A 12,381-nucleotide genomic window follows, 5' to 3' on the forward strand; every position below is an offset into this window, starting at 1 on the left:
ATCAGGGTGTGGTCAGGGCCTTGACCACCGCGGTGCCGAAACCGAGGTCGTTGCTGGTGGGCATCTTGGTGTAGGTGCCGCCGGTCTGCTCGGCCAGGGCCTGCAGGGTCTGGGTGCCCTGGCCGCCGACCACGATGATGTCGATCCGGATCGGTTTCGCCGAGTTGGTCGCCGCGGTGATCTCGTTGACCAGGGCGGTGCCGGTCAGGGTCGAATCGTCGTCGGGACCATCGGTGATCAGCAGGATCGAGTTCGTGCGACCGGGGGAGTAGCCCGCGACCGCGGCGCGGTAGGCCGCGAGCAGCGTCGGGTACGCCTGGTCCGCGGTGACCTGACTGGGCTGCACGGAGGTGACCGCCGACCCGACGGCGTTGCGCTGCGCATCGGTGAGCAGCCCGGTGGCCACCTGCACCTTGTACGGATCGGTGCCGACGAGGTTCTTCCCGAACGTCCACAAACCCAGACCGAAATCGGGCGGCATCACCTGCAAGGTCGAGGCGACCGCGGCGATCGAGTTCTTCAAGCGGGTGGTCGACCCGTCGGTGGTGCTCATCGACGACGACACGTCCAACAGCACCGTGGCGTTCACGCCCAGCACCGGGTTGGCAAGGGTGGCCTGCACCTTCTCCAGTGCGGCGCGCGGCGGATTCGCCGGGGCGGAACCGATCGCGGGACCGTAACCCTGGGTGGCCAGCGCGCCCGCCTGCTCGGGTGCGCGCAGGAAATCGATGAACCGCGACGCGATCAGATTCTGGGTCTTGTCCACCCAGTCACCCGACAGCAGCGCCGCGGGATAGTCGGCCAGCGGCGCGCTGCCCACGGGCCGGTACGCGGTGAGACCACCGGTGCCCAGCTGCTGCTGTGTGGCCGCGACCGCGTGCACGTCGCCGGTGGGGGCGGCGGTGATCGCCGACATCGCGGTCATCAGGTCCGCGGGTGTCTGCGCGTCCGCGGCCAGGCTGGAGATCGCGGCGACGACCTGACCGGAACCAGCCGCCTGCTCGGTCAACGGCTCAGTCCCCGAGATCGCGGCACCGATCGAGGCCGCCGCGGCGGTGGTCGCGTCACCGGTGGGCAGCGCCATCCGCAGCCCACCCCAGCCCGACAACCCGATCTCGTCGAGCGACCCCTGCTGCAGACGCGGCAGGTCGGCCCAGGTGATCTGATGCTGTTCCAGCGCCGCGCGCACAGCATCGGGCACGGCCAACACGATCGGACTGGTCGCGATCGAGGCGGGCGTGCCCTCGATCAGACCGGGCACCCGCACCAGCTCGATCGTGCGACTCGAGTCCGCGATCCACAGTCCCGGCTTCGAACCGAGGTTCGGATCCCACTTCGCGAGATCGGCCAGACCAGCGGCGACCGCACCAGACGGACGAACCGCCACCTGCACTTGCGCGCAATGATCACGCACTCGCGGCTTGCTCGCGTTGAACCGCTGCGCCGCGGCCTCGACCGGACCGGACACGGCCGGATCGACCGTGACATCCAGCGTCGCGGCCCCCTCGACACACTCCGCGGCAGCCGCGACGTCGGTCGAATCCGCGCGATCACTGAGCTGGAACCACGCGAAAACGGCGACGATCACCAGCACGAGTACCGCTACCGCGATCACCGGACCCTTGCTGATGCCTCGAGAACTGGTCCCATTGCGATGCGTACCCACGCGGCAAGTTTAAGGACATCCCGCACAACCGCAGCACAGCGCCTACAAATGCGGATCATCGCAGGTCACAGCGTGCGTCTGCGTGATCAGCCCCGGCGAGGCAGCACCCGCAACCCTGCACCGTGTGCCGAAACAAGCCGAGCCGGGTGCCCAGCGACACCCGGCTCAGCCGGTCAAGCACGGATCACGCGACCACGGTCGTACTCACGACCGCCCCACACCCCCGACTGACCCGTCCGCGCCGCGTACTCGGTGCACCCCGCGAGCAACGGGCAGTCGGCGCAGATCTTGCGGGCGTAGTCGAAGTCCTGCGACGGGTACGGAAACCACGCCTCGTGGTTCGGATCGCCCCGGCAGGCGGCGCGATGCCATTCACCGGAATCGGACAGGGTCAGCAGTTCGGTCAGGGCGAGGTCGGTGGTGGTCATGGCGCGTACTCCTTCCAGATCCGGCGCTGCTTGCGGGCAAGCGGGTCGGGAGCCTTGGGCTCCCACAGCAACCGCATCCCCGCTTCTTCGGGCGTGCGGTCGGCCTTGCCCGAATTACACGGGGCGCAGCAGGCGACGAGATTGCTCCAGGTATTGGGGCCGCCCCTGGAACGTGGGCGGATGTGGTCGACGGTGTGGGCCCAGTCGGCGCAGTAGCCGCACCGGTGCTTGTCGCGGCGCAATACACCGGCCAACGTGGCGCGGCTGTCGTCGCCGATCGGCTCGACGTGCGCCAAGTACACGTAGCGCACCAACCGGATCGTTTCCGGCAACCCGATGACCAGGTGCTGCGACCGGATCGGGAAGTGCGGCACGCGCTCGATGACGGTCTCGGCGGCACCGCTGATCAGCAATGTCACCGCGCGATCGGCGGTGATCTCGTCGAGTGCCTCGTAGCTGGCATTGAGCACGAGCACGCGTTGGCGTATCCAGGTGTCGGAAGCGGGCACCGTCGAGTCGACGGCATGACGAATCAGCATGGGAATCACCATGTTTCGGAAGAAGCGAACGTCGGGAGGCGGGCCGGTCAGGCCACGAACAGGAGACGGCCGAAGCCATCGATATCCAGGCGCATCGCGCGATGGACCGAATCCGCGCGGCGATAGGTCTTTTCCCACTGTCGCTGTGGCGCTTGCTGTTTCACGGCCGTCTCCTCCTCTCGATGCTGCTCTCGGTTCCTCGCCCGCTGCGAATCACCTGCGTGAAATGATGGTGACACATGCCGCCCGAAATGTCGGCTGATTTATTTTCGGTCGGCCGCGACCAGTTCCGCACAGCGTTCGCCCACGAGCATGACCGTGATGTTCGGGTTGACCGTGGTGTGCTCGGGGAACACCGACGCGTCGGCTACACGCAGCCCTTGCACGCCCTTGACCCGCAGTTCTGGGTCCAGGGGGCTCATCGGGTCGTCGACCGCGCCCATGCGGACCGTGCCCGCGGGGTGGTAGACGGTGTTGTGGGTGCGGCGGATGTAGTCGGCCAGCTCGGCGTCGGTCTGCACGTCGGGCCCCGGATACAGCTCGCGTTCCACCCAGTCCGCCAGCGGCTCCGTCGCGGCGATCTCGCGGGCCTTGCGCAGGCCGGCGATCATCACCTTCATGTCGTGGCCCTCGGGGTCGGTGAAGTAGCGCGGGTCGACTTTCGGCTTGTCGCGGAAGTCGCGCGAGCGCAACCGCACGGTGCCGCGCGAGCGGGCGTGGGTCACGTTCGGAGTCAGACAGAAGGTGTTCTCGGCGGTGGGATAACCCTGGCGCAGGGTGTGCATGTCGAACGGGACGCTGCCGTAGTGCATCATCAGGTCCGGTCGGTCCAGGCCGTCTTCGGTCGGGGTGAAGATCCCCGCCTCCCACCACTGCGTGGAGCTGTCCACCATCGGTCGAGTGGTTTCGAAACCGATCACGCTTTCCGGGTGGTCCTGCAGGTGCGCGCCGACGCCGGGGGAGTCCACGAGCACGTCGATTCCGTTCTCGCGCAAGTGATCCGCGGGTCCGATGCCCGACAGCATGAGCAGTTTCGGCGAGTCGATGGCACCGGCGGACAGGATCACTTCGCGGTTGGCGTCGATCCGGGTGGTGCGGCCGAACGCGTTGTCGGTGATGTCGACGCCGACGGCGCGACCGTTCTCGATCACGATCTTCTTCACCCACGCGCCCGTCTGAATGGTCAGATTCGGGCGGTCGAGATTGGGGTGCAGGTAGCTGACCGATGAGGACGAACGGGTGCCGTCGGTGCGGCTGTTGATCTGAAAGAAGTTGGCCCCGTTGACAACTGTGCGTCCGGCGTTGAACTCCGCGCGCGGAATGCCGACCTCTTCACAGGCATCCAGCAGGGCGACACCGCACGGATCGTTCGCCGGCACCGTCATGATGTTGACCGGTCCGCTACGTCCGTGGTGCTCGCCGGGCGCGTCATTGGTCTCGATCTGCGGGTACAGCCGATACACCGAATCGGCACCCCACCCAGTCGCGCCGTGATCGTTCTCCCACGAGTCCAGATCCTCACGCGGCGCCCAGAACGCGATGCAACTGTTGTGCGAGGAACAACCGCCCAGCACCTTGGCGCGGGCGTGCCGCATGAACGAATTGCCGTTCTCCTGCGGCTCGATCGGGTAATCCCAGTCGTAACCCGATTCCAGCAGTTCCATCCAGCGGTCCAATTGCAAGATGGCCGGATCGTCGACATCAGACGGTCCCGCTTCGAGCAAACAGACTGTGACAGAAGGGTCTTCGGACAACCGGGACGCCACGGCCGCACCCGCGGAACCGCCGCCGACGATCACGTAATCGTATGCGGTCATGCCTGTCCTTCCCGAACGGCGAACCAGCCGGTGACACCCGGCCGGAGGTTCTCGTACACGTGCTTGGCCTCCCGATACTCGTGCAATCCGGACGGCCCGAGCTCACGCCCGACACCCGACCGGCCGAACCCGCCCCACTCCGCCTGCGGCAGATAGGGTCCGAAGTCGTTGACCCACACCGTGCCGTGCCGCAACCGGGCCGCCACGCGACGCGCCCGCGCGGCATCGCTGGACCACACCCCGGCCGCCAGACCGTATTCGGTGTCGTTGCCGATGGTCACGGCCTCGTCCTCGGTGGTGAACGTCTCCACCGTCACGGTCGGCCCGAACGCTTCGTCGTGCACGCACGCCATGTCGCGGGTGGCGCCGTCGATGACCGTGGGCAGGTAGAACCAGCCGTTGTCGAGGTTTCCCGACCCTTCGTCGCCGGTGGCGAAGGCGCCGCCGGTGCGGATCACCGCCCCGTCGGCGCGCGCCTGCTCGACGTAGGCGTTGACCTTGTCCCGATGGGCGGACGAGATCAGCGGCCCGGCTTCGGTGCCCTCGGCGTAGGGCAGTCCGAGTCGGATCTGCTCGGCGCGGCGGACCAGTTCGTCGACGAATCGGTCGTGCGCGGACTCCTCGATCACCAGCCGCGCGCCCGCCGAACACACCTGACCCGAATGCAGGAACGCCGCGTTCAACGCGTTGTCGACGCTGGCCGCCAGCCGCTCATCGGTGTCGCAGGCATCGGCGAACACCACGTTCGGGTTCTTGCCGCCCAGTTCCAGGGCCACCTTCTTCACGGTGGCGGCCGCTTCGCGCGCGATGATCTTGCCGGTGGCCAGCCCGCCGGTGAACGACACCAGGTCCACGTCGGGATGCTCCGACAGCGGCGCTCCCGCGGTCGCCCCCGCACCGAGCACCAGGTTCGCCACGCCCGCAGGCACGTCCAGCTCGTCGAGCACCGTCATCAGCAGGATCGCGGTGTGCGGGGTCAGTTCGGCCGGTTTGAGCACGAACGTATTGCCCGCCGCCAACGCGGGCGCGATCTTCCACGCCGCCTGCAGCAGCGGGTAATTCCATGGCGTGATCAGCCCGCACACCCCGACCGGTTCGTACACGATCTTGGAATCGATATCGGGCGAACCCGCGTCGACCACCCGGCCCGCGTCGTCGGCGGCGAGCTTGCCGAAGTACCGGAAGCAGTTCGCGATATCGGACATGTCGATCTCGGATTCGTAGGGCCGCTTGCCGGTGTCGAGGGTCTCGGCGTTGGCGAACTCCTCCCGCCGCTCATCGATCGCGTCGGCGACTTGCAGGAGCAGGTCACCTCGCTCAGCGGCCGAGGTTTCGCGCCACGGCCCGTGGTCGAAGGCTCGCCGGGCCGCAGCGATCGCCGCCAAGGTGTCCTCGGCACCGCCCTCCGCCACGACCCCGACCAGGGAATCGTCTGCCGGGCAACGTATTTCACGGGTGGCGCCGGAAGCGGCCGCCCGCCAGGTTCCATCGATGTAGAGGGTCTCGCTCATGGATGTCCTTTACAGTTCGCTGTCGGTGGCCGCTTCGGGGTCGTGGTTGTCGGTGGCCGCGCGCCGCAGGTGCAGGTAGCCCAGGTGCCGTTCGTACTGGTCGAGAATGTCGCCGATCGTCTGTTCCTTGGTGTAGCCGTTGAGCGAATACCCCTGCGAACCTTCCGCGAGGTAGACCTCGCACCGGAAGTAGCGGTCGTCGGAACGTTGCGCGAGCACCGCGTAGTTGGGTGCGGGTGCCGAGACCGGGTACACGCCGTATTCGAACCGGGGCTCGTTGGCCTGATCGACGATCAGCCGGGGTGCGGGCAGCCCTTCGTTGACGTCGGATTCGTCGACCGTGGCGGTGACGCCCATTTTCGCGAACTCGATCGAGACCTCGCGCATCGCCGGGATCACGGTGTTGAGGATGAACTTGCGGGTGGCCGCCGCGCCGGGATAGTGGATCGTGCCCAACAGTCTGCGTCGCCAACTGGTCTGTTCGCTGGGCCCGCGCCCCGCCGCGATCGCATGGGGCAGCGCCGCCCGATAACTGTCGGTTTTGTACGACTCGTTGTGCAGCGACCGCAGCAGTGCCACGCCGATCAGCGCCAGCACGAACGAGAACGGCAACCCCATGATGATGGTCGCGTTCTGCAGGGTGGTGATGGAACCGCCGGACCCCGCGAACAGCATCGACAGGGTGAGCACGCCGATCGCGACCGCCCAGAAGATGCGGGTGCCGCGCGCGCAGTCGGCCATCGGATCGGGCAGTTTCGAGGTGAAATTGCCCATCACCAGAGATCCCGAGTCGGCGCTGGTGACGTAGAACAGCAGCCCGGTGATGGTGGCGATGGCGAGCAGGAAGGTCGCGCCGGGGTACTGCTCGAGCAGCGAGTAGAAGCCCAATTCGGCTCTGGCAGCGGTCTGTTCGGCGAACGCTTTGTCTTTTCTCGCGACTTCCAACGCACTGTTGCCGAAGATCGAAATCCACAGCACGGTGAAACTGAACGGCACGACCAGCACGCCGAAGATGAACTGGCGCAACGTTCTTCCGCGCGAAATACGCGCCAGGAACAGTCCGACGAACGGCGCCCACGCCACCCACCACGCCCAGAAGAACAGCGTCCAGCTGTCCAGCCAGGCCGAGGGTTGATTCGCGGTTTCCGGATTGCGTTCCCAGGCAAAGGTATTCAGCGTGCGGTCCAGGAAGGTGGAGATGTAGTCGCCCGCGTTCTGGGTGAAGCCGTTGAGCAGGAAGTCCGTGCGGCCCGCGACCAGGATGTAGATCAGCAGCGCGATCGCCATGATGACGTTGAGTTCGGACAGCCGGCGGATGCCCTTGTCCACGCCGGTGGTCGCCGAGATCGTCGTGATGATCACCGACAGCACGATCAGCCCGATCTGCGCCGCCTTGCCCTGTGAGACCCCGAACAGTTCGTGCAACCCGTAGTTGAGCTGGACGATGCCGATGCCAAGGGATGTGGCGATGCCGAAGATGGTGCCCAGCACCGCGGCCACGTCGATCGCGTCGCCCCACCGTCCGTGCACCCGCTTCCCGAAAATCGGGTACAGCGCAGCCCGGATGGTGAGCGGCAGATTGTGTCGGAACGCGAAGTAGGCCAGCGCGCCGCCCATGAGCGCGTACATTGCCCAGCCGGTGATGCCGTAGTGGAAGATCGTCCAGGTCACGGCGTCGCGGGCGGTCTGATCGGTCTCGGGCGGGCCCGACGGCGGGTGCAGGTAGTTGTAGACGGGCTCCGCGACGGAGAAGAACATCAGGTCGATGCCGATACCCGCCGCGAACAGCATCGACGTCCACGAGAACAGGCTGTATTCGGGACGCGATTCCTCCGGGCCCAGGCGGTAGCGGCCGTACTTGCTCGCGCCGAGGAAGACGACGAGTCCGAGAATGGCCGTGGCGAGCACGAAATACCACCAGCCGAACCAGGTCGAGATGAAGGTTTTCACCTCACTGACCACGGTCTCCGCGCTCGACGGCGAGATCAGCGCCCAGATCGCGAAGGCGAGCACGATGCCGGCCGCGGTGAGGAACACGGGCTTGTTGACCGAGCGCCGGTCAGCAACCGGATGTACCGGGGTCTCGGTAGGTGTTCGGTCAGTACTGTCGTCGTTCCCGGCGCCACCCATGCGTGGAAGGCTAGTTCGTGCCGACCGCCGGATCAGGGACGTCGGACCTCGTGTTCGTGTCCGCGCGACGCCACTACAATCGACCGGTGACCCGGCACACCCTGACACGGTGTGTCGGAATGGTGCGGCGCCGCGAGGCGTTCCCACCCACACGAGGTGTCACCTCTACCCACGGGTAACATGACATCGACTTATCCCACCCGGTTTTCACCAAAGTGAGGCAGTAGATGACAGAGCGGATTCAGGTCGGCGGGCTCCAGGTGGCGAGCGTTCTCCACGATTTCATCGAGAACGAGGCGCTCCCCGGTTCCGGCGTAGATTCCGCCGCCTTCTGGGCCGGTGCCGAGCAGGTCATCAACGACCTCGCCCCGCGCAACCGGGAGCTGCTGGCGCAGCGTGACGAGTTCCAGGGCAAGCTCGACGCCTGGCACCAGGACAACACCGGCACCGACTACGACAAGGGCGCCTACAAGCAGTTCCTGACCGAGATCGGTTACCTGCAGCCCGAGCCCGCGCCGTTCCAGATCAGCACCGAGAACGTCGACGCCGAAATCGCCGCCACCGCGGGCCCGCAGCTGGTGGTGCCGGTGATGAACGCGCGCTTCGCGATCAACGCCGCCAACGCGCGCTGGGGTTCGCTGTACGACGCGCTCTACGGCACCGACGCCATCCCCGAGGCCAACGGCGCCGACAAGGGCACCGGCTACAACCGCGTGCGCGGCGACAAGGTCATCGAGTGGGGTCGCAACTTCCTCGACGACGCCGTCACCCTGATCACCGGGTCCCACCTGGGTTCGGCCTACTACAAGATCGTCGACGGCGAGCTCGAGATCGGCCTCGAAGACGGCACCGACATCGGCCTGGCCGACCCGTCGCAGCTGGTGGGCTACCTCGGCGACCCCGAGAACCCGACCTCGATCCTGCTGAAGCACAACGGGCTGCACATCGAGATCCAGATCGACCCCACCTCGCCGATCGGTTCCACCGACACCGCGGGCGTGAAGGACATCGTCCTGGAATCCGCGCTCACCACGATCATGGACTTCGAGGACTCGGTCGCCGCGGTCGACGCCGACGACAAGGTCGTGTGCTACCGCAACTGGCTGGGCCTGATGAAGGGCGACCTCGCCGAGGAAGTCTCCAAGGGCGGCAAGACCTTCACCCGCACCATGAACCCCGACCGCGTGTTCACCGCGCTCGACGGTTCCGAACTGGTCCTGCACGGTCGTTCGCTGCTGTTCGTGCGCAACGTGGGCCACCTGATGACCTCCGACGCCATCCTCGACGCCGACGGCAACGAAATCGGCGAAGGCATCATGGACGGCCTGATCACCTCGCTGATCGCGGTGCACTCGCTCAACGGCGACAACACCCGCCTGAACTCGCGCACCGGCTCGGTCTACATCGTGAAGCCGAAGATGCACGGCCCCGCCGAAGCCGCCTTCACCAACGAGCTGTTCGGTCGCATCGAAGACGTGCTGGGCCTGCCCCGCCACACCCTCAAGGTCGGCATCATGGACGAGGAACGCCGCACCACGGTCAACCTCGCCGCCTCCATCGAAGCCGCCAAGGACCGCGTGGTCTTCATCAACACCGGCTTCCTCGACCGCACCGGCGACGAGATCCACACCTCCATGGAGGCCGGGCCGATGGTCCGCAAGGCCGAGATGAAGGCCCAGACCTGGATCACCTCCTACGAGGACTGGAACGTGGACACCGGCCTGGCCAAGGGCCTACCCGGCAAGGCACAGATCGGCAAGGGCATGTGGGCCATGCCCGACCTGATGGCCAACATGCTCGTGCAGAAGGTCGGCCACCCCAAGTCCGGCGCCAACACCGCCTGGGTCCCCTCGCCGACCGCCGCCACCCTGCACGCCACCCACTACCACCTGGTGGACGTGTTCAAGCAGCAGTCCCAGATCGCCAAGGGCGGCCCCCGCGCCACCGTCGACCAGATCCTGGAAATCCCCCTCGCCCAGTCCACCGACTGGACCGACGAGGAGAAGCGCCAGGAACTGGACAACAACTCCCAGGGCATCCTGGGCTACGTCGTCCGCTGGATCGACCACGGCGTCGGCTGCTCCAAGGTCCCCGACATCAACGACATCGGCCTGATGGAAGACCGTGCCACCCTGCGCATCTCGAGCCAGCTGGTCGCCAACTGGCTGCGCCACGGTGTGGTCACCGAGGCCGACGTGATCGCCAGCCTCGAGCGGATGGCACCTGTTGTCGATCGTCAGAACGCCGGCGACAAGACCTACACGCCGATGGCTCCGAACTTCGATGACAACATCGCGTTCCAGGCTGCGAAAGAGCTTGTGCTGGAAGGTAGTTCGCAGCCGAATGGTTACACCGAGCCCATCCTGCACCGGCGCCGTCGTGAGTTCAAGGCCGCGCAGAAGTAGTGACGTGCTGTGATTGAAAAGTAGCTTGTAGCAGTACTTTTCGCTCGAGGCCCCGTGTCGGAGAAATCCGATGCGGGGCCTTCGTCGTCACCGGAAATCACGTCGAATACCGGCGTGTCACGCTCAAAACGGTCACATAAACGGTCACACATCGCTCAACGCGGCGAAGTCGTTGCTGCGCACCGAAACTCCGTGGGACAGCAACCTGGAAGCGGGAGCGCTGATGGTCGCACTCGATGACCTCGGCATCGGCGAAGCGCACCAGTCGGCATGATGTACACCATGCGAATCACACAGCCGCGGTGGCCATCACGTCCGTCTCAGCTCGCGCGGATCGGGGGCACTGTAGTGGCTGCGCTGGTCCTAGCGCTGGAGGTGTCCGCGTGCGGCACGACCGTGACCGGGCAAGCTCAACCGACGGCCGGCATCGCTGACCCCAAGCTCGACACGACCACGCCGCAACTGCCGGCCGTAGGCGACTGCGCCAAGATCCACGAATTCGTGCAGCACGGACCGATCACCGTGATGGACTGTGCCGACCCTGCAGCGACGAGCCAGGTCAAGGTGATCGAGATCGTCTCGGGCGACGGGGGCAAGACCGTCACATGCATGGACAACGAAACGCTGCTGATCATCACCGGTCTCAAAGACGGTTCCCTCGGCGTGGCGCACGGCTGCGCCGGCCCGAACCTGACCGCCGGACGCTGCTACGTGCCAAGGTTGGCCATCAACATCTACGACGCCTCCTGCACCGATCCCGACTCGTTCCGACTGGACCGGACCCTTTCTGGAATCAGCGACGTAGCCGTGTGTGATCCACCGATCGCCGACGACGACTACGCCGGCAAGATCGAGTACATACGCGTCAAGAGCAAGAACTTCATCGACAAGCGCACCGGCGTCGCTTACTGCTTCCGAGAAAAGTAGCTGCGCCGGATCAGGGATGCCGTTGGGTGACGGACCCGATGAGGTCGGTGACGGGTTCGCTCGCGGTGAATCCGGCTGCGAGGTAGGTGGCGAGGGCGCCTGCGGTGGAGTTCTCGGCGACGACGACTGCGGCAGAAGCGCTGTGCTGCTGCAGAACCCGCGCCCCGGCGAGGGTGATGGCCGTGCCGTAACCGTTGCCGTGGTGCGCACCGTGCACTCCCATCGGTTCGATGAGGCCGGGGCGTCCGTCTCCGGCTGTCCAGACGGTGGTGACGGCGACGGGCTGGTCGGCGTTGTCGTAGCCGATGAGGTGGTGGGCCAGGTGTGCGAACGGGCCTGTTGCCATGGTTGTCCACCGGTGGACGAGCCTGCGCCTGTCGTCGCTGCTCGGCGGTGTTCCCTTGAATGCGGACCAGTGCACCGAGATCCAGTCGTCTGCCTGGTCGAGGCCGATCTCCTCGACTCGCAGTGCCGCGTCGCGCGGATGCGCGGGGACGGGGGTGCGCAGGTCGAGCCGCAACGGAGTCCAGGGTTCACCCTCGTTCCACCCTCGGGCGCGCAGCCGCTTCCGCAGTGCGAGCGCGCCGCGGGCTTCGACGGTCACCGTCCCGGCGGGGAGCACGCGTCCGCTCGTGAGATCGGCTTCGATCTGGCGCGCCAGTTCGTCGTCGTCGAGGGCTGCGGGGTCCATCGCCATGCGGAACAGATCCTCGCCGTCGAACATGCCGATCGCGACGACCGTCCCATCCGCAGTCCAGCACCGCAGGTCCGCGGCGGATTTCTCGGCCCCGGCCATCGAGTTCCAACCCAGGTCTCCGGGATGCAGGAATCCCTTCCAGTCGGCGGTCTGCCACTCACTCAGCGTTCTGGTGATCCCGGCGAGCCGAGCAGCAGTCGGTGTGGTGAGGGTGGTCATCGCTTCCATCCTATGGCCGTCGTTCGCACAGGTCGGTCTCAT

General features: G+C 66.3%; 9 protein-coding genes. 2 read left to right on the top strand and 7 right to left on the bottom strand.

What is annotated here, in order from left to right; genetic code table 11:
- Position 1 precedes the first annotated feature (1 nt).
- The 6 genes from ACFWVD_RS10610 to betT form a co-directional block, all read right to left on the bottom strand.
- Positions 2-1,666 (bottom strand): VWA domain-containing protein, encoded by a 1,665-nt coding sequence (locus ACFWVD_RS10610; protein ID WP_379241780.1) that lies wholly within the window; start codon positions 1,664-1,666, stop codon positions 2-4.
- A gap of 173 nt (positions 1,667-1,839) precedes the next feature.
- Entirely contained in the window at positions 1,840-2,094 is a 255-nt protein-coding gene (locus tag ACFWVD_RS10615) for a WhiB family transcriptional regulator (RefSeq protein WP_379241781.1), read from the bottom strand.
- Positions 2,091-2,633: an HNH endonuclease gene (locus ACFWVD_RS10620; RefSeq protein ID WP_379241782.1), complete on the bottom strand. Its 543-nt coding sequence runs from the start codon at positions 2,631-2,633 to the stop codon at positions 2,091-2,093. Before ACFWVD_RS10620 ends, ACFWVD_RS10615 begins: the two co-directional genes overlap by 4 nt.
- A 263-nt stretch (positions 2,634-2,896) precedes the next feature.
- Positions 2,897-4,450 carry a GMC family oxidoreductase gene (locus ACFWVD_RS10625; RefSeq protein WP_379241783.1) on the bottom strand — a complete coding sequence of 518 codons (1,554 nt, stop codon included), beginning with the start codon at positions 4,448-4,450 and terminating at the stop codon, positions 2,897-2,899.
- Entirely contained in the window at positions 4,447-5,961 is a 1,515-nt protein-coding gene (locus ACFWVD_RS10630; RefSeq protein WP_379241784.1) for an aldehyde dehydrogenase family protein, read from the bottom strand. Before ACFWVD_RS10630 ends, ACFWVD_RS10625 begins: the two co-directional genes overlap by 4 nt.
- A 9-nt stretch (positions 5,962-5,970) precedes the next feature.
- Complete coding sequence (gene betT / locus ACFWVD_RS10635; RefSeq protein WP_379241785.1) at positions 5,971-8,091, bottom strand: choline BCCT transporter BetT; 2,121 nt, start codon at positions 8,089-8,091, stop codon at positions 5,971-5,973.
- 227 nt (positions 8,092-8,318) lie between these two features.
- On the opposite strand from betT, the gene ACFWVD_RS10640 reads away from it, so the two are divergent.
- Positions 8,319-10,496, top strand: a complete 2,178-nt coding sequence (locus tag ACFWVD_RS10640) for a malate synthase G (RefSeq protein ID WP_379241786.1) — start codon at positions 8,319-8,321, stop codon at positions 10,494-10,496.
- A gap of 348 nt (positions 10,497-10,844) precedes the next feature.
- Positions 10,845-11,423, top strand: a complete 579-nt coding sequence (locus ACFWVD_RS10645; RefSeq protein ID WP_379241787.1) for a hypothetical protein — start codon at positions 10,845-10,847, stop codon at positions 11,421-11,423.
- A gap of 10 nt (positions 11,424-11,433) precedes the next feature.
- Here ACFWVD_RS10645 and ACFWVD_RS10650 read toward each other — a convergent pair whose 3' ends face one another.
- On the bottom strand, positions 11,434-12,339 hold the full coding sequence (locus ACFWVD_RS10650; RefSeq protein ID WP_379241788.1) for a GNAT family N-acetyltransferase: 906 nt from the start codon (positions 12,337-12,339) through the stop codon (positions 11,434-11,436).
- Between the last annotated feature and the right edge of the window lie 42 nt (positions 12,340-12,381).

It is taken from the genome of Nocardia sp. NPDC058666 (assembly GCF_042714895.1).
In the GTDB taxonomy this organism is placed as follows: domain Bacteria; phylum Actinomycetota; class Actinomycetes; order Mycobacteriales; family Mycobacteriaceae; genus Nocardia.